20 protein-coding genes are annotated in these 26,109 nt (G+C 44.7%); 5 read left to right on the plus strand and 15 right to left on the minus strand.

Annotation, left to right across the window (positions count from 1 at the left end; translation table 11 throughout):
• Window positions 1-25: 25 nt before the first annotated feature.
• The 6 genes from ABUA31_RS06615 to ABUA31_RS06640 form a co-directional block, all read right to left on the minus strand.
• On the minus strand, window positions 26-1,762 hold the full coding sequence (locus ABUA31_RS06615) for an acetyl-CoA carboxylase carboxyl transferase subunit (RefSeq protein WP_015534523.1): 1,737 nt from the start codon (window positions 1,760-1,762) through the stop codon (window positions 26-28).
• A 5-nt stretch (window positions 1,763-1,767) separates the two neighbouring features.
• Entirely contained in the window at window positions 1,768-3,006 is a 1,239-nt protein-coding gene (gene fabF, locus ABUA31_RS06620) for a beta-ketoacyl-ACP synthase II (protein WP_055222324.1), read from the minus strand.
• Window positions 3,007-3,147: 141 nt separating this feature from the next.
• The gene (locus ABUA31_RS06625) at window positions 3,148-3,573 is read right to left on the minus strand and encodes a GtrA family protein (RefSeq protein ID WP_015534521.1); all 426 of its coding nucleotides are present in this window, start codon (window positions 3,571-3,573) and stop codon (window positions 3,148-3,150) included.
• On the minus strand, window positions 3,560-4,405 hold the full coding sequence (locus tag ABUA31_RS06630) for a DUF6734 family protein (RefSeq protein WP_015534520.1): 846 nt from the start codon (window positions 4,403-4,405) through the stop codon (window positions 3,560-3,562). The genes ABUA31_RS06625 and ABUA31_RS06630 overlap by 14 nt, the downstream gene beginning before the upstream one ends.
• 25 nt (window positions 4,406-4,430) lie before the next feature.
• Complete coding sequence (locus ABUA31_RS06635; protein ID WP_349818648.1) at window positions 4,431-5,375, minus strand: hypothetical protein; 945 nt, start codon at window positions 5,373-5,375, stop codon at window positions 4,431-4,433.
• Window positions 5,376-5,517: 142 nt separating this feature from the next.
• Window positions 5,518-7,308, minus strand: coding sequence for a CAP domain-containing protein (locus ABUA31_RS06640; protein ID WP_015534519.1), 1,791 nt, complete (start codon window positions 7,306-7,308; stop codon window positions 5,518-5,520).
• Window positions 7,309-7,566: 258 nt separating this feature from the next.
• Here ABUA31_RS06640 and ABUA31_RS06645 point away from each other — a divergent pair, with 258 nt between their 5' ends.
• From ABUA31_RS06645 to ABUA31_RS06655, 3 genes are all read left to right on the plus strand, one after another.
• Window positions 7,567-8,766: a class I SAM-dependent rRNA methyltransferase gene (locus ABUA31_RS06645; RefSeq protein ID WP_015534518.1), complete on the plus strand. Its 1,200-nt coding sequence runs from the start codon at window positions 7,567-7,569 to the stop codon at window positions 8,764-8,766.
• A gap of 4 nt (window positions 8,767-8,770) precedes the next feature.
• Window positions 8,771-9,373 carry a transglutaminase domain-containing protein gene (locus tag ABUA31_RS06650; protein ID WP_015534517.1) on the plus strand — a complete coding sequence of 201 codons (603 nt, stop codon included), beginning with the start codon at window positions 8,771-8,773 and terminating at the stop codon, window positions 9,371-9,373.
• 70 nt (window positions 9,374-9,443) lie between these two features.
• Window positions 9,444-10,028: a rhomboid family intramembrane serine protease gene (locus ABUA31_RS06655; protein WP_349818649.1), complete on the plus strand. Its 585-nt coding sequence runs from the start codon at window positions 9,444-9,446 to the stop codon at window positions 10,026-10,028.
• 334 nt (window positions 10,029-10,362) lie between these two features.
• Here ABUA31_RS06655 and ABUA31_RS06660 read toward each other — a convergent pair whose 3' ends face one another.
• The 7 genes from ABUA31_RS06660 to ABUA31_RS06690 all read right to left on the minus strand — a co-directional run bounded on the left by ABUA31_RS06660 (window position 10,363) and on the right by ABUA31_RS06690 (window position 22,777).
• The gene (locus ABUA31_RS06660) at window positions 10,363-11,025 is read right to left on the minus strand and encodes an HAD hydrolase-like protein (RefSeq protein WP_349818650.1); all 663 of its coding nucleotides are present in this window, start codon (window positions 11,023-11,025) and stop codon (window positions 10,363-10,365) included.
• Window positions 11,026-11,153: 128 nt separating this feature from the next.
• Window positions 11,154-12,317 (minus strand): enoyl-ACP reductase FabV, encoded by a 1,164-nt coding sequence (gene fabV / locus ABUA31_RS06665; protein ID WP_349818651.1) that lies wholly within the window; start codon window positions 12,315-12,317, stop codon window positions 11,154-11,156.
• A gap of 30 nt (window positions 12,318-12,347) precedes the next feature.
• The gene (dnaB, locus tag ABUA31_RS06670) at window positions 12,348-13,679 is read right to left on the minus strand and encodes a replicative DNA helicase (RefSeq protein ID WP_015534513.1); all 1,332 of its coding nucleotides are present in this window, start codon (window positions 13,677-13,679) and stop codon (window positions 12,348-12,350) included.
• A gap of 16 nt (window positions 13,680-13,695) precedes the next feature.
• A complete protein-coding gene (gene rplI / locus ABUA31_RS06675; RefSeq protein ID WP_015534512.1) occupies window positions 13,696-14,142 on the minus strand; it encodes a 50S ribosomal protein L9 in 447 nt (148 codons plus the stop codon).
• Window positions 14,143-14,145: 3 nt separating this feature from the next.
• Window positions 14,146-16,284, minus strand: coding sequence for a DHH family phosphoesterase (locus tag ABUA31_RS06680; RefSeq protein WP_015534511.1), 2,139 nt, complete (start codon window positions 16,282-16,284; stop codon window positions 14,146-14,148).
• A gap of 180 nt (window positions 16,285-16,464) precedes the next feature.
• The gene (locus ABUA31_RS06685; RefSeq protein ID WP_015534510.1) at window positions 16,465-17,820 is read right to left on the minus strand and encodes a glucose-6-phosphate isomerase; all 1,356 of its coding nucleotides are present in this window, start codon (window positions 17,818-17,820) and stop codon (window positions 16,465-16,467) included.
• A 148-nt stretch (window positions 17,821-17,968) separates the two neighbouring features.
• Complete coding sequence (locus ABUA31_RS06690) at window positions 17,969-22,777, minus strand: YDG domain-containing protein (protein ID WP_349818652.1); 4,809 nt, start codon at window positions 22,775-22,777, stop codon at window positions 17,969-17,971.
• A 215-nt stretch (window positions 22,778-22,992) separates the two neighbouring features.
• Here ABUA31_RS06690 and ABUA31_RS06695 point away from each other — a divergent pair, with 215 nt between their 5' ends.
• Window positions 22,993-23,796, plus strand: coding sequence for a MerR family transcriptional regulator (locus ABUA31_RS06695; RefSeq protein ID WP_055272055.1), 804 nt, complete (start codon window positions 22,993-22,995; stop codon window positions 23,794-23,796).
• A gap of 31 nt (window positions 23,797-23,827) precedes the next feature.
• Here ABUA31_RS06695 and ABUA31_RS06700 read toward each other — a convergent pair whose 3' ends face one another.
• On the minus strand, window positions 23,828-24,805 hold the full coding sequence (locus tag ABUA31_RS06700; protein WP_022215998.1) for a polysaccharide deacetylase family protein: 978 nt from the start codon (window positions 24,803-24,805) through the stop codon (window positions 23,828-23,830).
• An 85-nt stretch (window positions 24,806-24,890) separates the two neighbouring features.
• Window positions 24,891-25,589 carry a hypothetical protein gene (locus tag ABUA31_RS06705; RefSeq protein WP_022215999.1) on the minus strand — a complete coding sequence of 233 codons (699 nt, stop codon included), beginning with the start codon at window positions 25,587-25,589 and terminating at the stop codon, window positions 24,891-24,893.
• A gap of 253 nt (window positions 25,590-25,842) precedes the next feature.
• On the opposite strand from ABUA31_RS06705, the gene ABUA31_RS06710 reads away from it, so the two are divergent.
• Window positions 25,843-26,091, plus strand: coding sequence for a TIGR03905 family TSCPD domain-containing protein (locus tag ABUA31_RS06710; RefSeq protein WP_015534506.1), 249 nt, complete (start codon window positions 25,843-25,845; stop codon window positions 26,089-26,091).
• Window positions 26,092-26,109: the final 18 nt, after the last annotated feature.

The following is a 26,109-nucleotide window of genomic DNA, read 5'->3' on the forward strand; positions in this document are numbered from 1 at the left end:
CTTTCATCTATAGTATATCTGTGATCTACAGATTTCTGAATCTGTCGTATCTGTCCTGTGCGATCTCCTCAGGAGTCTTGTCTGAATACTTCTTGAGGAATTCCTTAATGTTCATCTTAAGGTACTTGCCTATATATGGAACTGACTGCTCATCTGCTCCGCCGTACTCAGGTACGACCTGCTCGATAACGTTCAGTCTCTTGAGATCCTGCGCTGTAATCTGCATAACTTCTGCAGCCTCCTCAGCTCTGTTGCTGTCCTTCCAGAGGATAGACGCATATCCCTCAGGTGAAAGGATTGAGTATGTCGCATTCTCAAGCATCCATACCTCATTGCCGACTGCAAGGGCAAGTGCTCCACCGCTTCCGCCTTCTCCGATAAGGATACAGAGTACAGGAACCTTGAGTGATGACATCTCATAGAGATTTCTCGCTATGGCTTCACCCATTCCTCGCTCCTCAGCCTCAAGTCCACAGAACGCACCCGGTGTATTTACAAATGTAATGATAGGTCTGCCGAACTTCTCAGCCTGCTTCATCAGACGAAGAGCCTTTCTGTAGCCATCAGGAAGAGGCATACCAAAGTTTCTCTCCATGCACTCTGCCATGGAAGCTCCCTTGACCTGTGATATAACTGTTACAGGCTGTCCATCTATATGACCGATACCACCCACAATGGCTCTGTCATCATTCATGGTTCTATCTCCGTGGATCTCACGGAAATCATCGCATATATACTTCACATAGTCGAAACCTGAAGGTCTGCTCATCTGACGAGCACCTCTGAGCTTCTCCCACGGAGTCTTAGGCTCGTCATCCTTGAGTCTCTCCTTGAGGATCTCGCTTATGTCAAATTTCTCATCTTCAACAGCACTGTCAAAGTTAGCATAGCCCTGTCTCTGCTTATGTGTGACGATGAGATCATACATTGTGTCCTTCATCTTGTCTCTTGTGATTATGCCATCTATGATACCATGCTCAACAAGGAACTCTGATCTCTGGAAGCCCTCTGGAAGCTCCTGACCAATAGTCTGCTTGATAACTCGTGGTCCTGCAAATCCTACGAGCGCACCTGGCTCTCCAAGGATAATATCTCCAAGCATTGCAAAGCTGGCTGTAACACCACCTGTTGTAGGATCTGTAAGAATAGATACATACAGAAGTCCTGCATCAGAATGTTTCTTGAATGCAGCGGATGTCTTGGCCATCTGCATCAGAGAAATGATTCCCTCCTGCATACGTGCACCGCCTGAACAGCAGAACATGAATACCGGAAGCTTCTCCTCTGTAGCCTTCTCGACAGCTCTGGCAATCTTCTCACCCACAACATATCCCATGCTGCTCATGAGGAATCTTGCATCACATACACCAACTACAGCAGGCTCACCATTGATGGTTGCCTTTCCTATAGTAACAGCCTCCTTGAGGTTTGTCTTGGCCTGTGCAGCCGCAACCTTATCCTCATAGCCCTCTGTTCCAAGAGGATTTGAGCTTGGCATATCCTCAAACCATGGCTCAAATGACTTTGGATCTGTGACCATTCTTATTCTGTTCTTGGTCTTAACTCTGAAGTAAGAACCGCACTCATAACAAATGTACTTTGCGTTCTTCACTCTTTCCTTCTCAACTTCTCTTCCGCACTTAGGGCACTTTACAAGCTCCACCTTTGGTGCTTCCTGAATTCCCTCAGCAGCCTTTGCCTCCTCTGCAGCCTTTGCTGCAATTATCTCGGCATCCTTTGCCTTTTTTTTGATAAATAACATAATATTTACTGCTCCTTATACTTCTGTAAGACGATACATGCATTGTGTCCGCCAAATCCAAGTGAGTTGCTGATCGCAACATCAACGTCCATCTCGCATGGCTCCTTACAATAATCCAGATCAAGCTCCTCCTCGCTCTCCACAAGGCCTCTTGTTCTGTGGATATAACCTTCCTCTATACTCTTGACACAGGCAATACACTCGATGGCTCCTGCTGCACCGAGAAGATGTCCTGTCATAGACTTTGTTGAATTGATCTTGATGTCCTTTGCGTGATCGCCAAATGCCTTCTTGATAGCACGTGTCTCAACAAGATCGTTCAGATGTGTGCTTGTACCATGAGCATTGATGTACTGAACCGCATCAAGTGGAAGTCCTGCATCCTTAACCGCATTGGTCATGGCAACTGCTGGTCCCTCACCTGACTCCTCAGGTGCTGTGATGTGGTGTGCATCACTTGAACATCCGTAACCTGAAAGCTCTGCGTAGATCTTTGCACCTCTTGCCTTTGCGTGCTCAAGCTCCTCAAGAATAACAATACCTGCACCCTCACCGAGAACGAATCCGCTTCTGTCCTTATCAAATGGAATAGAACATCTGTCTGGATCTGTTGATGATGTAAGTGCTGTAAGTGAATCAAATGTTGATATACCGATAGGTGTAACTGCTGCCTCACATCCGCCGGCTACCATGACATCAGTGTCTCCGTACTGGATCGTTCTGAATGCCTCACCGATACTGTTTGTTCCTGAAGCACATGCTGTTACAACATCTATACTCTTGCCCTTGAGACCAAACTGGATCGCAACGTTACCTGCTGCGATGTTGCTGATCATCATAGGAACTACGAATGGACTTACACGAAGTGGTCCCTTTGTAAGTATGGTTCCATATGCGTTCTCAAGCTCCTGAAGTGAACCAACACCTGAACCAATACATGTACCAACTCTGTAAGCATCTTCCTTTGTCATATCAAGTCCTGAATCTGCCATAGCCTCCTGGGTTGCCTTCACAGCAAACTGTGTGAATCTAGCCATACGTCTTGCAGACTTTGGATCAATGTAGTCCTTTGCTACAAAGTTCTTAACCTCGCCGACAAGCTTGCACTTGTATGCTGAAGCGTCAAACTGTGTAATAGGTCCGAAGCCATGCTTTCCTTCCTTAAGTGAATCCCAATACTCGTCAACTGTATTGCCGACTGGAGTTATGGCTCCTATGCCTGTTATTACTACTCTCTTCTTCATACTTATCTCCTTGCATTACTTATTCTGCTTTTTATACATATTTAACCATTCAATTATACTCCAACTGTCAAATGTTTGGAAGTAATTGTGTCCATGTTTTTCTATAAAATTTCGATAAACATTCGCATTTATACATATCTCTTACAGTTTTTCCTTTATCTTTCTGAATATAAACTTCTTGCTTATATAATAATTGAGGAATATCACCAGCACTGATGTGAACGTCTTTATGCCCATCGCCCACAGGTGAAGCCTGTCAACCAGTATATAAATCAGGCCCTCCTCCACCACCAGTGTGAACACCCTGCTCACGTAGAATGACACCAGTTCTTTTATGAACTCCCACGCAGTCTCTGCGACAGTGTGGAACACCGATTTTCTATTTGTTATGAATGACACAAAATTGTACAGTATCCATGCCAGGAAGTTGGCCCTGACAGGTTCTATCCCGCATTTGTACATAAATATCCAGGCGGAGCCAAGATTTACCGCTCCCACGACAATTCCCCACAGTATATATATGTATATCTCCCTGGGTATCTTCTTCAGCACTTTATCTACAAACATGTAACTCCCTTATAACATCCGCCTCTTCCGGAAACTCCCGCTCTATCCGCTCGCAGAGACGTCCGTTAAACTCAACCCTTTTCCCATAGTTAAACTTCAGAATATTCTTATATCCCCACAAATGTGTGAACACATCCTGTCTCTCTATATCCGCCGCCTCAGGAAAAAATGAAGCAATGATCTTTCCCTTTCTCGCAGCACACATCGCAAGCAGTCTCTGCTCCGCAAATACCATGTGGCACAGATTTTCCTCAGTCTCCCTACAATTCTCCATAAATTGTATGGAGCTGTCCACATAATAGTTCTTAAATTGCTCCTTAGCCATATATAGCATACAGGTATTTACCGGCGGAACATCCCAGCTCCACAGGGGATCAAAGCTGTACGAACTGTCCATATTGAAGAAGTCCCTGCCGGGATATACATCCGGATATATTCCTTCTCTGTGTATTGCACAAATATCCGTCCCCGCTATGTATTCCCCTATATTCTTCCACACTATAAGGTCCAGATCCACCATGACCGCCGGCATATGCGCCGCCTTAAGCGCATACAGCTTGCCCGCAGCCCAGAACACTCCCGGGGATATGCTGTCAGGAACCTGTATCTCTTTTATACCGCCATTCCATATATGCGACAATCCCTGTCCCTCAACATAATCAATGGCCCTTGCATCACCGTAAAGTGTGATAGGGCCATTCATTTTTCTCCACATAAGAGCAGACAGGATCATGGTCAAAAGCTCATAATCCTGCATGCTGTAAGTGTCATCTTTACTTTTCTCAAAATAAGGAGCAGTCCACAATATGTGGAATCCCTCTATATCCTTCATATATCCTCCAAGATCCGGTCATGTACTAGATCAGATCCAGTCCATATCCAAACTTAGCATTGCCACCAATCCGGCTGGTCGGTCTTCTGCTTCTGTTGATAAGCTGCCACTCCTGAGGGAACTCAACCATCAGCTCCTGGCTTGTTCTGATTGAATCCATACTGTCCTGTGGCTGCTGTGTGTCACTTTCAAGCACCATCGGCATATTTTTTATCCGCTGACTTCCAAATATTCTATATTGGCTGCCTGACAATATTCTCTGGCTACCCAACAACATACGCTGGCTGCCAAACACTCTGTACTGGCTTCCCGCCAGGTATCTGAAGCCTCCCTGACTTCCAAACAGCAGTCTCATCTGACTGCCATTCCACCGGAACCGCTGACTTCCTATCATTCTATACTGGCTTCCCGCCAGGTATCTGAAGCCTCCCTGACTACCGAATAACTGTCTCATCCGGCTGCCATTCCACTGAAAACGCTGGCTTCCTGTCATTCCACTCTGACTTCCCATCAAAAGCTTCTGGCTTCCAGTATCCACAGTCTGTTTCGCAGCTTCGCATCCAAGCTCTTCGTATCTGTCCTCAAAAGGGATCAGAACTCCACCGCCGAATTCCACACTGAAAGGTCTGCCGTCCATCATGACATATATCCTGTAAGGATACAGTCTGCCATTCTGCGCTATCAACTTCATATATACCGGCAATCCACTGTCGAGCCTGTGGAATCTGTACGCCTGCGGTGTGGTTGCTTTGACGAAATATCCTCCCGCCGGCAGTGAATATCCAAGCACTGCCTCAAGCTCACCATCCCATTCAATATATACTCCGAATTCTCCAGTCTGGGCATCATAATTCCTGAGGTCAAAATATGCCTTTCCCGTGACAAAAGGAAGCATCCTGGCTATTCTATTGTCAAATAGTGCCACACTCTCGCCGGCACCTCTATTTAAAGACGAATATATGAAACCCACACACAATCTCCATTCCCAAACTAGCCAAATTCTATATCCGACTATTTGCCTTATACTATGTATGGTACTCTATTTCTCCATATAATTCAATTTAATTTGAGGGATTTAACAGTCTTATTTTCCACTAATTTCCTAATTAAAATTACTTACCAAATGTAAGGACATAATATCTCTTATATCCCTGTTTATCATTTTTGAGAGCCACAAATACTGCAACGCCCATGGTCTTGTATGTAGTATTCAGCATATTGCTGTCATGTGCGGTCGACTTGGACCATGCTCTGAATACGAGATCTCCACCACTGAAACCACATGCAAGATTCTCTCCGTACAACTCGTACATGGAGTTGAGACACAGTGTTCCATTTGGTCTGTAATGGCTGTACTTGTTGCTTATCTCCTTTGCTCTTGTGGTAGCGGTCTCTGTCAGAGATGTTGACACCTTAAGGCTTGAAAGTCCATTTTCTGCACGATGCTGGTTGACCATCTTACTCAGTCTGTTTGCCGCGCCTATATCATAATATCCATATACTCTTGTCTTTCTGCCCTTACCAAGATCGATAGTGTAATATCTCTTGACCGAGAGATCGTACTCTCTCTTATATACAACGCCTCTTCTGTTGACATATGCTATGTAGCCATCGGCTGTCTTATACTTTCCAGCCTTTACAACTCGCTTTGCAGCGCTGTTGAAATAGTAATTGGCATTTCCGATCTTCATTATGAGCTTCTTTGCAGGCTTCCACTTTCTGCCTGTAAACTTGTATGCCTTCTTGGTGCTGTTGTTATAGCTCATTGTGGCTACGCCTTTAGAGCCGAAATAATATCTGCTGCGGTAGACAGTCTTCCACATATTTTTCTTCTGCACCCATGTGTTCTTCGAGTAATCAAAGTCGTATACCTTCTTTGTCCCCTTCTGATCTGTATATCTTGAGGTAACATATCCGCCGTCACATACGTAGTAAGCGGTACTTCCATTTACCTTCTTCCATCCTGATGATGTACGTCTGTTTCCATTTGCATCATAGAAGTAGTATCTGCTTCCGTTGAGCTTGTCGATCACATTTGAGACTCTCTTGTATGACTTGCTGCTTGATATGTATCTGTACAATATATTCGATGCCTGATCATACAGAATGGTACATGTGCCTGATCCATCAAAATACATCAGCTTTCTGCCTGTATTCTTCCACAGGTTCTTGTTCATATCCCAGCTCTTCTTTGAATCGTTAAATGAATACTTTCTGAAAATGCCTGATGCCTTGTAGATCCTCTCCTTTACATAGTGGGATCCACCGCCTGTTACAAATACCATATTGTCATAATTTATATGATACCAACCGCCCTTTGTGACCTTGTCACCATTTGAATTGAAATAATATGTTCTGCCATCGTTGAGAATAAGCATCTGGTTCTTCACCTGGACAAGCTTGCCGCTGCTCAGTGACTTTGCCTTCTTGCTGCTATTATCGTATATCTTTTCACACAGTCCGGAATTGTTCAGATAATAGAGAACGTTATCCACTGTCTGCCACTCGTTCTTGCAGATCGTCCAGTCCTTTGAATCAGCGCTGAATCTGTATATCTTGATGGTATCGCCAGAACGTGTAAACTTCATAGCTGCCACGCCATTTTCATCTATAAGATATCTGGTGCCATCATCGGCATCTATCCAGCCTGCAGTTTTCTGCACTTCACCATTAACATAATATCTGAAGTAACCATCCTCATCCTGTATCACTCCACTCTGAACTGCATCTGATGCTGTGGCCAGAACTGCCGTGCCGTCAGCTCCCATCTCATCTGCCTGTGTCACCACATTTGTAGAAAAAATCACAATAGCCAATACAGCAATCGCCATAAGACTGCCTATAGCTTTTGCCGCCATCAGGCTCTTTTCTCTCTTTGCAATATTAGTCTTCATTGTAGACATCTTTACTGTCCTCCTTTTTATTAAGCATCAGTTTCCGCATGGAATCTGACGTTTGTGTGCATTCTGCTACGCTCGTAGTATACACGTGTTACATATTTTTTACAAGTATAACTTTTTTACAAGTTTTTTGTTACAAATGTGTTAAGCCGCCCCATCTTGGATTATTTGTCTACATATGGTAAAATAAATCCGCAAAATTCAAAAACAGACAACGAAAAATGTCTGCCAACGGCAGTACAGAGAAAGGATACATATATTATGGGAGCTATTGTTACATTAAAAAAGGGAGAGGGACGACTTCTGAAGTCCGGCGGAGCATGGATATTTGACAATGAGGTCGACACCATAGTCGGCAGCTTTGAGAACGGCGACATCGTCATAGTAAAGGACTTCGACGGTTATCCACTCGGCAAAGGATTCATAAATACCAACTCCAAGATCCTCATCCGCATGCTCACAAGACATGTGGACACCGAGATCGACGAGGCATTCTTCACAAAGAGACTTCAGGATGCATGGGATTACCGCAAGAAAACCGTCGACACCAGTAGCTGCCGTGTCGTATTTGGCGAGGCTGATTTTCTGCCGGGAATCGTCATTGACAAGTTTGAAAACGTGCTTGTTGTCGAATCACTGGCACTCGGCATCGACAAAGTTAAAAATTTGTTAATAAATATTTTAAAAAATATACTTAAAAATGATGGTATAATAATCGAGGGTGTTTATGAACGAAGCGATGCAAAAGTCAGAAAACACGAGGGGATGGATACCTATAAAGGGTTTATTGGTGACGAATTTAACACAAAGGTTCATATAAATGAAAATGGCGTTCGATATATTGTTGATGTGAAAGACGGTCAGAAGACCGGATTCTTTCTGGATCAGAAGTATAATCGTCTTGCTATTCAGAGAATATGTAAAGATGCAAAGGTTCTTGATTGCTTTACACACACAGGCTCCTTTGCTCTAAACGCAGGCATAGCCGGTGCTTCCAGCGTTTTGGGAGTAGACGCTTCAGAACTTGCTATTGCCCAGGCCAGAGAAAATGCAGCGCTCAACGGATTGGAGAGCACTGTCTCTTTTGAGTGCAGAGATGTATTTGATCTTCTTCCTGAACTGGAATCAAAAGGCGAACAGTTTGACGTTGTCATACTTGACCCGCCGGCATTCACAAAATCAAGAAATTCAATAAAGAACGCAGTCAAAGGCTATCGCGAGATTAATCTGCGTGCTATGAAACTCGTAAGGGATGGTGGATTCCTTGCAACTTGTTCATGTTCACATTTTATGGATTTCGAGTTATTTACCAAGACCATAAAACAGGCCGCCATGAATTCACATGTAAGACTTCGCCAGGTAGAGTTCCGCACACAGGCTCCTGATCACCCAATATTATGGGCTGCAGATGAATCTTATTATCTGAAGTTCTACATATTCCAAGTAATAAAGGAGAGATGACACAATGCAACTAATTCAGAGAAATAAGGATTCAGCATATTTGCAATACGACAAGTATGTAAATTATGACAATCCTATCGTCGCTGCAAAGGCAAAGGAACTTGCTGCAGATTGCAAGAGCAGTGATGAGATCATACAGGCATGTTACTATTTTGTCCGGGATAGGATTTCTCACACATATGACAGCAACTTTTCAGTAATAACTATCAGCGCTTCCGATGTACTGGAAGCCAGCACGGGCATCAGCTATTCAAAGGCCAATTTGCTGGCAGCACTGCTTCGTGCCAACAACTTATATACAGGATTCTGCTATATCCGTATCAAGCACAAGGGCGGACTTATGGCTATGCATGCACTTAATGCGGTATATCACCCGGATCTCAAGAAGTGGATACGTCTTGATGCCCGTGGCAATAAATACGGCGGTTTCAACGCCGATTACACACATAATGAGACTCAGATGGGACATGTGATTGATTCAGCAGCCGGAGAGTATGAGTTCAACGACCTCATCGCCGTACCGCTTCCATCAACCATGAGGGTTCTCGAACAGAGTACCAACTTCTACAAGATGTACTTTAACGATATGCCAGATTATGACGCTTAAAAAAATATTACCAGCGGATGACCGCTGGTAATATTTTTCTATACTATATGAATAAGAGGGGAACCGATCCATGTCAAAGACAAAATCCAAAACCATATTAAGAATATCCTTTAACTCACCTGTGGTACTTACATTTGCACTCATTTGTCTGGGAGCTTATCTCCTGAATATCCTCACAGGTGGCAAAAGTAACTTTCTTCTATTTGAAGTATACAGAGCTCCTCTCACCGATCCTTTAACCTACGTCCGCATGTTTGCCCATGTGTTTGGTCACGCAAGCTGGAGTCACCTTATCAACAACATGACTCTGCTGCTTGTGATCGGCCCACTACTTGAGGAAAAATACGGCTCAAAGGATCTGCTCATCGTAACCATCACCACCGCACTGGTGACAGGAATCGTGCATTTTATATTCTTCCCTGGTACAGCATTGCTCGGCGCCAGCGGAGTGGTATTCGCATACATTCTTCTGTCTTCTTTTGCATGTATAAAGGACGGCTCCATACCGCTCACCTTCTTACTTGTTGCAGTGCTTTATATCGGCGGACAGGTGGCTGACGGAGTGTTTGTGAAGGACAATGTGTCGAATCTCACCCACATTATCGGGGGGATCATCGGAGCGTTCTTCGGGTATATCTCAAATGTCAGGAGATGATATGACGAACGGACGGATGACATACTCTCCAGGGACAGAAATTGGGTCTCTATATATGTAATCACGCTCGACTTACATATATAGAGACCCAATTTTATATTCCCAGGGAGTATGGCATCCTGGTCTTGTTGGATATATACTTTTCAGATCATGTTCCTGACATATTTCGCTGAAAAATATATTTTATACACCACACTATATTATAGATATCGACTCTTACCTGTTTTTCTTTTATTCAGTTCCCCAGAGTGTCATCCCACAAAAATAATCATAGATATTTAATAAAAAATATATATCAACACAGACATCTATAAACTATAAGCTACCTTTCTATCTACAGATTCAGGATTTCCTCTGGGCTTTCTACTATGTTGTCTGCGCCGACTGCTTCGAATTCTTCTCTGCTGCCGTAGCCGTAGAGGACTCCTATGGTCTGGAGGCCACAGGCTTTGCCACCTTCTATGTCGTAGCGTCTGTCGCCTATCATCACAACCTGGTTTGATTTTATCATATCTTCTGTCAGTCCGTGATCTTTCTTGAGGCTTTCAAGGACCTGGGATATGATGTGCTTCTTGTCTGATCCTGTTCCGTCGGGATTACTTCCAACTACAACGTCAAAATATTTTCCCACACCGAACTTCTCAAGGATACGGAGTGTCGGCTCTGTCGGCTTGCTGGTTGCAACTGAGAGTATGCAGCCCTTCTCCTTAAGGGCACACAGGGTGTCTGCCACTCCGTCGTACACCTCAGCCTCGAAGAGACCTACCACGTTGTATCTCTCCCTGTACTTGGCCACCATCTCTTTCGCTTTTGCGTCGTCCATGCCGAATTCCCTCACGAAAGAATCATAAAGTGATGGTCCTATAAAGCTTCTGAATACTCTGTATTCAGGATATGGAATTCCAGCCCAGTCCAGAGCGTATTTTATACAGTTGAATATTCCTTCCTCAGACTTGGTGATGGTTCCATCAAGATCAAATAATAAATATTTGTACATATACCGTCTTCCTCCTTGCGAAAATAATGGGTCAGGCACACCAAAAAAGCGCTTACCGAAATGCCCCGCAAATTCTATGAATCTGTGGGGCATTTGTAGTATTTATATATTGAAACTACCCATGAATATTACATGATATCAACATCTGCTGAGTAATCCACACCGTCGATCTTGAAACCGAACATGTTGTAGAAATCCTCCCAGTATCCATCGATGTCTGCTATATCCTTGACATTGTCATTGTTGACTGTATCCCAGTGCTCAGCAACAACTTCCTGAACATCATCTCTCATCTCCCAGTCGTCCATACGGATGAATCCGTTGTCGTCCACCTGGGTGTCATCCAGGATCTTATCCATGAACAGTCTCTGCATCTGCTCTATGCATCCCTCGTGGAGTCCCTTCTCTTTCATAACTTTGTAGAGAAGTGTGATATACAGAGGTACGATAGGGATAGCTGCACTTGACTGTGTGACAAGAGCCTTGTTGATGGCTATCTTCGCCTTTATGTTAGGGAACTTTTCATTTATAATGTCTGCTGACTTGTACAGATCCTTCTTTGCCTGTCCGATTGATCCCTCAGCGTAGATAGGGAATGTGATCTTTGGTCCTATGTATGAGTATGCAACTGTGATCACGTTATCTGCCAGAACTCCGGCATCTGAGAGTGCCTGCATCCAGTCGATCCAGTCCTCACCGCCCATTACCTTGATGGTGGCATTGATCTCGTCATCATTTGCCGCTGTTATATGTGCATCTGTGATGGTGTTGTCCTTGAGTACAAGTGTCTTGTTGGTGTACTCCTCACCAACCGTCTTGAGTACTGATGTGTACTTTGTTCCATCCGGAGTTGTTCTTCTAGGCGCTGCCAGGCTGTATACGATCATGTCTATCTTGCCCATGTCTGCCTTGATGGTCTCGATGACCTGCTCCTTGATCTCGACTGAGAACGCGTCGCCATTGATGGACTTTGCATAGAGTCCGGCCTTGTGAGCCTCCTCCTCAAATGCTCTGTTGTTGTAGAAGCCAGCGGTTGCTGTACGGCGTCCATTTGACTCCTTCTCAAACATAACGCCGAGGGTATCTGCGCCATAGCCAAATGCAACTGCGATACGTGATGCAAGTCCGTATCCTGTTGACGCTCCGATCACCAGAACCTTCTTAGGTGCGTTATCGCTCTTAACTGTTCCCTTTGACTTGACATACTCGATCTGATTCTTTACATTCTGTGCGCATCCCACCGGGTGAACTGTTGTACAAATAAAATCTTTAACTCTTGGTTCAACTACCATTTTCAATTCTCCTTATAAAACATAATATATTTAGTGCTCTTTGTTGGCAAACTTCGTGTATTCCTGCAGCCATACCAGATCCACAGATCCGGTGGCACCTTTTCTCTGTTTAGCTATGATTATCTCCGAGATACCCTTCTTGTCGGTATCAGGATTGTAATAATCATCTCTGTATATGAACATAACCACATCGGCATCCTGCTCGATAGATCCCGACTCTCGGAGATCCGCAAGCACAGGCTTGTGATCCGGTCTCTTATCAACCTCTCGGTTAAGCTGTGACAGCGCTATGATAGGCACATCCAGCTCCCTGGCAAGCATCTTCAACGATCTCGACATATCAGATACGAACTGCTGTCGCGACTCAACTCGTCCCGTCGTGCTCATAAGCTGCAGGTAGTCGATGATGATGAGTCCAAGATTGTTCTTGCTCTTGAGCTGTCTGCATTTTGATCTCAGCTCGGATATGGTGAGTGCTGAACTATCCTCTATGTACAGCGGTGCGGCAGCTATACTCTCCGCACTGGCAAGCACCTGATCCCAGTCGTCCTCAGCCAACTGTCCCGTCTGTACCTTCTGGGAATCAACCAGGGAATCCATGGCTATCATACGCGTTACAAGCTGCTCCTTGCTCATCTCCAGGTTGAATATCGCAGTGGCAATTCCCTTGCGCACGGCAACATGGTGGGCAATATTAAGGACAAATGCCGTCTTACCCATGGCAGGTCTAGCAGCCACCAGTATAAACTCCGATCCATGGAGACCGGTGAGCATATTGTCCAGATCTATGAATCCCGTAGGGATACCTGTTACTCTTGTGTTCTTTCTGGAAGCCTCCTCTATCTGCTCGATAACGTTCATGACGATCCTGTCGATCCCCACAAATTTGCTGGAGCCGTTCCTCTCCTTTATCAGATTGAACACACCGCTCTCGGCCTGTTCAAGAAGCTGTTCAACTCCCTCAGAATCCAGATAACAGTCCTTCTCCACTTCCTCGCACAGCTTTATCATCTTCCTGAGTATGGATTTGTCCGCCACGATCTCTGCGTAATGCTTGGCATTCACCGATGTCGGAACCGTCTCCAATATCTCCGCTATGGATTTGGTGCTTATGACCTCATCAGGTACATTGTTCTCCTCAAGCTTGTTCTTCAGGGTTACCAAATCGACCGCCTTACCCTCCTTGAACAGCTCTACCATATTCTCGAACAATATTCCATACTGACCGTAGTAGAAATCCTCCTTGGTCAGCATATCGGACGCCTCCACTATGGCGTCTCTGTCCATGAGCATGGAACCAATAACAGACTTCTCGGCATCCAGATTGTAGGGAAGCTTTTTTCTTGCAAATGCATCTTCCATGTTTTATCTATACTCCTTATGCTTCCTCGACCTTTACAGCAAGCTCTGCCTGAACCTCAGGGTGAAGCTTGACCTTCACTGAAAAGCTTCCTAACGCCTTGATGGAGTCCTTCATAACGATCTTCTTCTTGTCTATATCCTTGCCGAGCTGGCTCTTGATGGCATCTGAGATCTCCTTTGTGGATACTGAGCCAAATGTTCTTCCGCCCTCTCCAACCTTAATCTTAACAGTTACTGAAGCCTTCTCAAGCTCTGCCGCAAGTGCCTTGGCATCAGCAAGATTCTCTGCTGCCACCTTTTCCTCATGAGCCTTGCGGAGCTTGAAATCATTCATATTCTTTGGAGTTGCCTCCATGCCGAGCTTCTTAGGAATGATGAAATTTCTTGCGTAACCCTCATTTACCTCTACCATTGCGCCTTTCTTTCCAAGGCTTTTAACATCCTGTAATAATATGACCTTCATATCCTAAATATCTCCTTCCTTATACATCTCATTCAGGAGCCCAACAAGCTCCTTCTTTATATCCTCTGCTTTCGCATTTTCAAACTGAGCTGCCGCGATATTTGCATGACCGCCGCCACCCATTCTCTCCATGATTATCTGGACATTGACATCGTCAATGGCTCTTGCACTTATCTTGACATCCGCACCCATCTGCGCTATTACAAATGAAGCTCTGACACCTGCGATGTTCAGCATCTCATTTGCAATCTTGGCGGTGAGTACCACCGGCGACTCAGGGCCATCCCCAGGTGTAATGATTGATATGGCAAATGCATCAAGCACCATCTCTGCGTGGCTGACACCCTCCGCCTTCTGTCTGTAGGTCTCTATGTCAGTTCTGAACATCTTCCTTACTCGCATGACATCCGCACCGCTTCTCTTCAGGAACGCGGCTGCCTCAAAGGTTCTGACACCGGTCTTGCTCAGGAAGTTGTCGGTGTCAATGAGTATTCCGGCATACATGGCGTCCGCCTCTGTAGGCCTGAGCTTTATCTTCTCATCCATGTACTGGAGCATCTCTGCGATCATCTCACATGCAGATGACGCAAATGGCTCTATATACGACAGTGTCGCATTTGCAATGACATCCTTTGTCTGCCTGTGGTGATCGAATACCACTATGCTCTTCGCATATGCCAGCAGTTCCTCACACTCCGTGAGCGTAGGATTATTCACATCCGTCACAACTACGACCGTGTCGTCATCGACCAGACTGAGCGCCTGATCGTTGTTGATTATCATATCTGCCGGGTAGGAATTGCTCGAAGTGAAATTGCCGTATATCGGACTTATGGCCGATGACACCTCATTTACAACTATATGCGCCGTCTTGCCCAGCGCAGTCACCATCTTGTATATTCCTATACCTGAACCAAAAGCATCCATGTCCGGATTCTTGTGGGCCATGATTATAACCTTCTCCTTGGTCTCAAGAAGCTCCTTGAACGCAAGAGTCTTAACCCTCGCCTTAACTCTCGTGGACTTCTCCGTTCCCTGACTCTTACCACCAAAGTAGGTGATCCTGTCGGCGGACTTGATAACCGCCTGATCGCCGCCTCGGCCCAGAGCAAGCTCCATGGCGGAACGCGCTGCCTCAAAGTTTTCTATAAAGCTCTTGTAATCAGTACCAAGACTTATACTGAGTGTAAGCGGAAGATCATTTCCGATATTTATAGCCTTGACCTCATCGAGCAGGGCAAATTTGTTCTCCTTGAGCTGATCCAGATACTTCTGTGGCATCACGAACATGTACTTGTCCTTCTCAAGGCTCTTGACTATGGCGTCGACATTTGCCATGTATTTGTTAATCTTTCTGTCGACCAGGGCAACAAGAAGAGAGTGTCGTACTTCCTCAAGCGACTCAAATATCTCATCGTAGTTATCAATATATATGAGACCCGCAACCAGCTTCTGGTCATGGTTCTCCTGAGCGAGCTGATTCACCACTGTCACATCAAACATGTAGAACGCAAGGAAGGTGTCCGTCTTGCCGTGGTGTCTTGAACCACCGTGCGAAGACTTCGTCTCTTTCTTCTGCTCATCAGCCCCATCTCCGTCTGTGCCGGCCTCACCCGGCTGGGCATCCGTCTCTTCCATAGCAGGCTCAACCTTATTCACCTGTACACGTCTGATCTCATAACGGTATTCTCTTCCGTTAAATGCTATCTCTCCCTCGGTGACATCCTCCTGATAAGGAAGACTCTCCTCGGTAACCTCCTCAAATACCTGAACTATATTCAGCTTCATGAGCTTTCTCTTACTGGTCTCCGTTATACCTGAGAACTCGTCGTTCACCCACACAACTTTTCCATCCTCGTCAAGCAATGCGTACGGAACCGGGAACTCCTTTATGAGCTCCTTCTGCATCTTGCCGTGCTCCATGGCAAATTCCACATATCTGTCGCGGGACAAAGCATTCATCCTCAGGAAAACAACAATGCTCACCGCTCCGTATACTGCCGTAAAAATGGTGGCTATAACGCCGGCTCCTATTCCGACAAAATACATGAACACTGTCATCAGACAGAACATTCCTATCAGATACAATGGAACCTGTCTATATCGGTTGTACAGCCCCTCTACATCTCTCTTTTCATTCATATGTCACTGCCCTTCTTATCCTTCCATTCACAATGCAAATGATCAGGCTCAATTCTGAGCCTATACACTTCATAAGTATAACATTGTGCGATTCTGATTACAAGAAATATAGAATTGCAAAAAAATTCAGGTGTGGCAAAACACACCTGCATCTCTTATATATTAATCTGTAAAGATCTATTAACCGTTGATTCTTGCAAGAAGCTTCTTGCCAAGCTCCTCGTTGCCCGGCTTGCCGAGAAGAGCGAACATGTTCTTCTTGTAGCTCTCAACACCTGGCTGATTGAATGGATTTACACCAAGTGTGTATCCACTCACACCACATGCAAACTCAAATGTGTAGAACAGCTCACCGAGAGTGAACTCATCAATCTTGTCGATGTTGATCTGGATGATAGGAATTCCACCATCTGCGTGTGCAAGGATAGTTCCGTTCATAGCACTCTTATTTGCAAAATCAACTGTCTTGCCTGCAAGATAGTTAAGTCCATCAAGATCTGAGTCCTCTTCCTCCATAACAATCTCACATGTTGGGTTAACAACATTGATAACTGTCTCGAAATGGTTCTGTGAACCCTGCTGGATGAACTGTCCAAGTGAATGAAGGTCTGTTGTAAAGTCCGTAGCTGTTGGGAAAAGTCCCTTGCCATCCTTACCCTCGCTCTCGCCGTAGAGCTGCTTCCACCACTCTGATACATAGTGAAGTGCTGGCTCAAAGTTAGCAAGGATCTCGATTGACTTACCCTTGTTGTACAGTACATTTCTTACTGCTGCGTACTTCATAGCATCTGAATCGTCGAAGTCCTGTGCAAGACAATCCTTTCTTGCTGAAGCTGCGCCTTCCATAAGCTTATCTATATCAGCACCGCTTACTGCTATTGGCAGAAGACCAACTGCTGTGAGAACTGAAAAACGTCCTCCTACATCATCAGGAACTACAAATGTCTCATAGCCTTCCTCTGTTGCAAGTGTCTTGAGAGCTCCCTTTGCCTTGTCCGTTGTGGCGTAGATTCTCTTTGCTGCGCCCTCCTTGCCATACTTCTCAACAAGCTTCTTCTTGAAGATTCTTGAAGCGATACCAGGCTCTGTTGTTGTACCCGACTTGGAGATGATGTTGATAGAGAAATCTCTGTCACCGATCACCTGAAGCAGATGAGCCATGTATGTGCTGCTGATGTTTGATCCTGCATAGTAGATCTCAGGAGTCTTACGGATTGACTTGTCAACTGAATTATAAAAGCTGTGTCTTAAAGCTTCGATGGCTGCTCTTGCACCCAGGTAAGAACCACCGATACCGATTACTACAAGCACGTCTGAATCTGCCTGGATCTTAGCTGCTGCCTTCTTGATTCTCGCAAACTCTTCCTTGTCATAGTCTACTGGAAGGTCGATCCATCCAAGGAAATCATTTCCCTCACCGGTCTTGTTTACAAGTGTTGCCTTTGCAGCTACTACCTGATCCTTGATTGCTGCGATATCAGCGTCTGTAGCCATGGCTTTTGCATTCTTAAAATCGAAACTTACTGTCTGTGCCATTTGTTTTCTCTCCTTACTTGTATTAAATTTTTCACATTGAATCAATTTTAGCAAATAGGTATACCATAATCAACTATTAATCTCAAAAAACTCCCCCAAAACCACAACCGGTTTGGAGGAGTTTTCAATTATAACCATGTCTAAAGCACTACTTAACCGTCACTTTGATCTTTGCACAAACACCATTTTCAGACATTACATAAACCGTACATGTGCCCTTACGCACTGCCTTTATAACTCCTGCAGATGAAACAGTTGCCACCTTTGCATTGGATGTTATGAACCTTTCCTTCTTCGTAAGATGGTTTAACGCCTTCTTCTTTGGATTCTCAAGCTTAACCTTCTTGGTGATCTTAAATGTTTTACCTTTTGCAAGGTTAGCCTTGGTCTTGTTCACAGTAACTTTCAGGACATTTGTCTTTGCTGCATAAGGCATTGCAACATGGACTGTATTTGTCCTGCCGAGATATACCTTCTTGCCACCCGACATCTTGTATGCGACTGTAAAATACTTGTATTCTCTCTTATTATTGAGGTTCTTATCGGCATATTTCTGGGACTTCGGTACATTAGCAAGCTTATTGAAGTTGTTCTTTCCATTACAGTATGACCAGTATACATCATATCCTGTTGCACCTTTGACCTTATCCCATGTCAGATCTATTCTTGTTCCTGTTCCCTTTCCTTTCATAAGGAAGAACGGAAGTGTCTTCTTATAGAGTTCTGTTCCACTAGGTTCAACATTTGGAGATTTCTTTACAACAAGACGGCCAATGGCAAATGTTATATTGTAGTTTGGATTTGCACCCTTCTTCTGGCTTGCTGTGATCGTGTATGTTCCGGACTTCTCACCAGCAGCTCTCTTGAGAACAATTCCTGTAAGCTTATCCTTGCCAACAAGTCCCTCCGCTGTAAATGTAAACTTCGGATCCGCCTTGCCTTCATACTTAGATGCGTCATTTGCAGTTACTCTGATGGCTTTTTTGTTTACCGTGATCGCAACCTTTGCAGCTGCTGCCTTATAGTTCTGATTTGCCGCAACGGATACTGTCACAACCGCCTTGCCTGCACCAACTATAGTTACCTTGCCTGTGCCATCCACCTTGACAACCTTTGTATTGCTGCTTGTAAATGTTTTCTTGTCATTTCTACTGCACTTCACATTGAGGGCAAACTTTGCACCTCCATATGTCTTAGCTCCAACCTTTTCTACAGTAAGAGTTGTTCCCGCAGGAGTGATATCTGCCTTTGCTGTCTGCTGCTGGGCATCTTCTGTAAGTACATAGTTTGAAGCGGTCTTTCCGCTGATCTTTATATCTGTGATGCTTACAGTTTTGCCTGTTCCCACATCTGCACTGTCAAATGTTCCTGTAGCTGTAACTGCAATCACATCTGCGCTGACCTTACCATTCAGAACAACGCCTGAATAGTCAAGCTTTGCCTCTGTCTGTCCATCGTAAGCCTTTGATGTAGCTTTGATTCCCGATACAGCAAGTGGTCTTCTGTTGATGGTGATAGTTGCATGTCCGGATATCGTGTCATATCCCCTTGCTGCAACCTTATAATATACAGTGTATGGTTCATCTGAAGCCTGACTGTACTTCGGACTTACAGTCTTATCGCATGCATCCTCAGAAGTTCCATACGTCACAACCGCATCCTCTGGAATATCACCTGTAACTGTTATTCCATATGACTTGCCGTCATATGTCTTTACAATATCTGCCGCTGTTATGTCTGTCGGAGCTTCTCTCTTTGCAACTGTGAACTGAACCGGTTGTGTTACATACTCATTGTAATTGGTTGTAGCACAAACCTTGGCATACATATAATATGTGCCCGGATCTGCCGATCTGGAGTTCTCCCACAATGTTCCATCCGTGTTGCTGTTCTCTGTTGTGTAGTAATACTCTATAACAGGATCCTCTTGTGCTCCTGTAACCGCTGGAGCCTCTACACTGTCGCCAAATGTGTAATCGATTACATCAAATTCAACATTCTGATCAAGTCTCTGTATTTCAAATTCTGCATAAGCCGTAACATCAGCTATCTTCACAACAAACTTATAAGTACCTGCATTTACCGGCGCATTCTCATTTTCCGGATAATCGGTGTCACCTGTTCCCTCATAATATGTAACAGCAGCCTCTCCGGTCTTCTCTGTTATCCAGTTATTAACAACTGCACCTGCATATTCTGTGCCGTCATACGCTCTGCTTTCTGCTGTCACAGTACAGCTGACCGCCTCGTTTCTGCCCTGATATGCGCAGTGTGCCGGATTCTCAGTTTCATTGCAATATGCAATTATCTTGTTACTGTGGCCTTCTTTTATCTCATACGTCCAGTCATGATAATGAACCATATCCCATGACTTGTTCTGAAGCATGTAATTGGCTGCATTTCCCGTAGTTGCAAGCCCAAATCTGTATGTAGTTACAACCTTCTCTATTCCTGGTGTAACGTCCCACAGTACCACAGTATAATCCTCGTCATATACCAGTTCTTCTCCATCCAGCAATCCTGAGAACTGGATTCCCTGTATATATGCATTTTCATCAACGATTACCTTATCCGCTGTGATCGTTTTCTTTTCGATAGTCACAGTCACATCGCCAAATACCGGTGAACACTCATCTGCTGTAACAAGGTAATACACCTTATATGTTCCGGCATTTTTAAGTTCTGGAACCGTCTGTGTGTACGGCTCACCTGCTGCCAATGAATAACGGATAGAAGCTCCATCCAGGCCATCTGCAATTGTAACAGATGGGCTATGTATCAATCCATCGTAAGTGCAGGTTGTATCTTCCGCAGTTACTCCGGCGATCAGATCACGTGAGACTGTCTTGGCATCTGACCACAATGAAGCTGGTTTTGTCGTATTAGCCACGTATCTTGTGCGAACATATACCCTCTGATTCTCTTCAAGTCCTGAGATAACATAATTATCTGACACATTCAGATCATCAAGAACTGTCCATGTCGCTCCATCCATCGAATACTGATACTGCTGTCCGCCAAGCGGGCTTACTGTCACAGAATCGCCAGTCACGCTTACTATCTCAATGCCTTCGCCGTCTGCAGCACTTTCCATATCAGCTGGCGTTGGATTCTGTATGTCTGCAAGAGTCTTCGGTGCAGATGGCGCCTCCGGTCTTGCTGCAACAGTTATATCAGCAGGTGTATCATGACTGTCCTTCTTGCTGATACTTATATTTTTACCAAACAAACTATATGATACGTCGTTATCATCTGTTCCCTCAAGAGCTATATCACCATACATATCACTCACAATTTCATATGACTCGCCATCGACAGTGATGATATATGAAGTATCGCCATCAAGATCTGTCAGATTTTCTGTTATATAATCAACCTGTCCTGTAACCGCTCCTACATCAGCCACTGCTCCAACGCTGAATTTGAAACCTATATGTCCGCCATCTTCAACATTTGTCCATGACATTGTCAATCCCGAATCTATTCCTTCAACCAGGGATGCAGCATTCTGACCATTTATTTCAGCAGTTTCCTTTATGTAGCTTGATGAACCTGTATTGTACTCAAATATTCTTCTGGAATCATAGCCCCCGATCCAGTAATTACTTGCCTGTGTTATAGGGGCAAGAACAAATGATGGAGTATCATCTGCCGCATCCGCCGCTTTAGCAACTCCCATCATCGCTATCTGCTGTAATTCACCATTCTTGACAGTGGCAGCAAGCACCGCTTCATCTGCACTGTCAGAGCTTGTAATACTATTTCCAATGTTCGCATCCGCTCCTATTGCAAATGAATGCTGTCCCTCACCAAGTTCAGCATCAAAAATCAGATCGTGAGTATTCATAGGATCAAACGACAATCTTAGAGCTGCAAGCGAAGCCACAGATACTTGTGATGTAGCCGTTTCAGCTGAAGGCTCTGAATCGCTTCTGCTGTACAATCTCCATACTTTGTCGTAGCTTGTTCCAAGCATATAGTTCTTTCCGTCCTTGGTATACAAGCCAACAATATCAACCCCTTTGTCATTGGCCATATAGGCCATAACTCCATTGCTTATATACCAGCAAGTATTTGGCTTTGTCCACGTATTTCCATTGTCACTGGTAGGGATAACTGCCTTTACCGCTCTGCTGGCTGTGCCATCCACCACGCACCTGTACCAGTATCCATGAGTCGGGGTGAACGTATATGTACTTCCATTTGCACCTTCAATATCTGTAAATGGTCCACGCTTACTGGTTGCGCTCTGCCACTGATATGTTGCAGCTTCCCCTGTCACGTCCATAACGAGAGTGATTGAACTATTCGTCATATTCTTGCCATATGGATATCCATTGTTCATGAATACAACTTCTTCCTCCGAAGGATCTGTATTGCCTCCGCCTGAAAAGCCACCGATCTGAAATGTTATTTCATTGCCGCTGGCGTCCACGATCTTGCCAGCATTCAGATCAATACTTCCTATGTAAATATCAGGGAATACATAACCATTGTAATATGTCCACGTATACAGATAATACACACCCGTGGTACCCATATCTATTCCCTCTCCGGAAATGGTATCCGTTCTGTCATATGTACCTGAACTCCTTGAGAACGAGTTCTCTGTTATCCAGCCTTTAAATCCGCAGCCTTCAGGTGACTCGGCACTCGCCCATCCACTGTACCTATGGCTGCTCAGATAATCACCAAAGTTTGTGAGATCTCCAGTCGTGAACTTCTCAGACTGAATGCCAAGCTTGCAGCTCGCGCTGGCATAACCGCTGGTTGTCCACCCCCACTTGAGACCTCTCATATGTCCATCTGTGCTTATATCCACGTCTGTTACCTTGATATTCTCCATAGCCGCTGCGTAGGCAGTATTCTTACCACCTATCGAAATCAAACACGTTATGACCATGAAAGCTGTCATGAGCCATGCCATAACTTTTCTGCATAGAATTCTTTCTTTCATACACTTCCCTCTCTTTCTCAATAAAACCTCTTTTTCGTGTGTCCGTTAATGTTTTCTCTCTGCAACCATTACCTCCTGTTAATTCTTGACTCTTTCCCTTTAACAATTTATGATAATTATAATTCGTACATCAATGTTCAAGTCAACAATATTTTTGCGGTATTTATGCAATATTCACAATTTTTTTTGTCTATTTTTAAGGGGAGGGAAATCATATGAATCACGCAAATAAAAATCTGTATCAAATTGGGGAAGTCACTAAAATGCTTGGAGTGACAAGAAGAATGCTGTTAAACTACGAAGACCTGGGGCTTCTGACACCCGCACACAAAAATGAGAGCAGCGGTTTCCGCTACTACTCTGCCGATAACATCGTACATATACGAATTATAAAAGTTCTTCAGGGACTAGGATTATCGTTATCCGAGATTAACAAGTACTTCAATAATACCGAAAAGCTTGAGGATGTCATTGAACGTATGACTGCGCTCCGTTCCCAGCTGGATCTGTGCATAGCCCAGCTTCAGCTGCGTCAGTCCCAGACATCAGAACCGGAGATCCATTTTACCACTCTTCCCTCATTCACTGCATTTTGTCAGGAGTTCAAAGACTCTGATCTGGCCAGAAAAACTGAAGATCTGCGCAAGACCTTTATCGAGGCAACAAAAAAATATCAACTGGACACCACAGGCAAAATGTGTACAGAGGTTTTTGTCGAATCAACATCCGAAGGAAGATATGTCATACCTGTCGCAGCAGATCCTGACACCAATGACGAACACATAAAAAAACTTCCACAGACTGCAGCTATCTGTATATACTATCGTGGTCCATATGAAAATTTCGACACTGTCCAGAAAAAACTATTGGACTATGCAAAAGAAAACAATCTTGCGACCTGTGGTTATTTTCGCAATTCATTTATGGAGGGTCCTCCAACCCACGGAGCAAATAAAGATGCTTATATCACACAGATCGCACTGCCAATACACAAAAGCTCTCCGTTCGGATCGGCATGATCCGCACAGAGAGCTTCTGTTTCTGATACCACTATTCAATTTTCATCTCATTCAAAGACCTGAACTCATATCCCTCCTTCTCCAGGTTTGTGAGAACCGTATCAAGTGCCTGCGCATTGGACGACGACACATTGTGTATGAGAGGAATGGCTCCCGGATGATGATATTTCGCAAAATGATCAATGACATAGTCCGTCCCCGGCTGATTGTTCACATCATAATCAAGGTAAGCCATACTCCAGAATATGGTCTTATACCCCATATCCTTAGCCAGCTGCAGAACCTGTTCACTGTACTCACCGCTCGGCGGTCTGAAATACATATCCATTTCATACCCAGTTTCATTCCTCATAAAGTCTGAGCACTCCTTTAACTCACTTTTCTGCTCCTCCACACTCTTCTCCGGCATGCACGGATGATGCACCGTGTGGTTTCCCACCTGATGTCCCTCCTCCTTCATCCTCTTTACTATATCCGGATTGTCCCTTATGTAAGTCATCGTCACGAAGAAGCAGCCCTTTGCATTGTGCTTTTTAAGCACATCCAGCATCTGCTCTGTATATCCGTTCTCGTACCCACAGTCAAATGTCAGATACATCACCTTTTCATTCTTCTCAGCACACACTCTGTCCACGTAGAACGCATCGTACTGCTCCAGCGGAAAGCTGTTGTCACAGCCACTCATTCCATGATTTTTGTCCCGCACTATGTACCATGAATATTTCTTTGTCGATATCTGGCTGTAATCCCTGAGTCTGGTCATATCCTCACCCCGACTCTCCCCGTCTGTGTCCGTGTTACTCTCCGCATCTTCCGTCTTGTCTCCCGATTTTTCTTTTCCTTCCGCATCACCTTCCCCATTCTTCGCACCGTCCGCCTGACACTCTGCGTCCCCCGGAGTCGCCACCATCTTGGACAGATCCTCCTTGTCATATATGGAGCATCCGCTGAGCACGGCTCCGATCACGCAGGCAGCATACAGTCCTGCTATCAAGTACAGCTTTCTCACTATCTACCATCCTGAATTTATTGGCTTCTGCAGGCGGCTTTCACCTGCATTTCATCTGCCACGCACCTGCTCATCAACACCCCTGCTATCCGTCCGCAAGCATTTTCTTCATTATTCCGTCAAGCAAAGCATCATAATCTGACTTATCACTCCGCTGTGCTTTCCGCGCAGGCTTCGCCTTTCTTTTTATCCTGTCATTTTCATCTGTCTCACTGCATGCTGCCATGGCCTCAACAGTATCCTGCTTCGTCGTCTGTTTCTCTTCTTCCTTTTTCAATCTGTTTGCCAGGCTGTTGCCCAGATAATTTCTGGCGCTGTCACGCAGAGTCCTCATATGCCATTCACAATTCCACTGGTTATGAGCAGCCACCAGCACTATGCAAGCTGCCAGTCCACACCCCAGCATCTTCAATGTCTCCACGCCATCGCCTACTACATAATATTGATACGCCGCTGCAAATATGCCTGTCCCAGCTGCGGCCACTCCCATATTTTTCACAAATCCATTCCACACATTTATCGGTATAAAACCTATCTTCAGCCTGTCTATGTACTTGTCCACAAATGCGGCAGTGTCATGTATGTTCACATCCAGCGATGTTATATCCTCATACCGCCTGCGCATCTCCATCAATTGTTTTTTCCGCGTCGTTCCCATGCGCTCAGCCGCCTTTGCCAGTCTTGCAAGATAACTGCTCATCACAGCCCGTCCTGTCAGCCCTATACACCCACACACTATCATCACATACATACACACATTCTGATTCAACAAAATTTCAAACATAGTTTTCCCTCTCTTTTCAATTATTCGATCATATCCTGTCAGGGCTTAACCCCATATCCGTTTGGCCGGTCCGGATGGTAGTATTATATGAGCGACATTCCGGGGTATACAATTATTTTCGCTCGACAAATGTTTGTCTTTTGCATGCTCTTTTGATATACTTCAAGATGAAAAAAGCAGGATACATACATCTTAGAATGTATCAGCGAATATTAAAATGATTGGTTAAGTACAATAGAAAAGAGGTATTGTTATGGTTTATAAGACTAAAGGAACCTGCTCTGTCGAGATCAACTTTGACGTCATCGATGGCAGGCTGCATGATGTAAAGTTCACCGGAGGATGCAATGGTAACCTCAAGGGTATCGGAGCTCTCGTAGAAGGCATGAAGCCAGAGGACGTCATCGCCAGACTTGAGGGCACAACCTGCGGTTTCAAGCCGACTTCATGCCCGGATCAACTGGCTCAGGCACTCAAGCAGTATCTGGCTTCAGCACAGTAACAGGAGGATTAACAATCA

Source organism: Coprococcus sp. RTP31081st1_H1_RTP31081_211007 (genome assembly GCF_040227275.1).
Taxonomy (GTDB): domain Bacteria; phylum Bacillota; class Clostridia; order Lachnospirales; family Lachnospiraceae; genus Coprococcus; species Coprococcus aceti.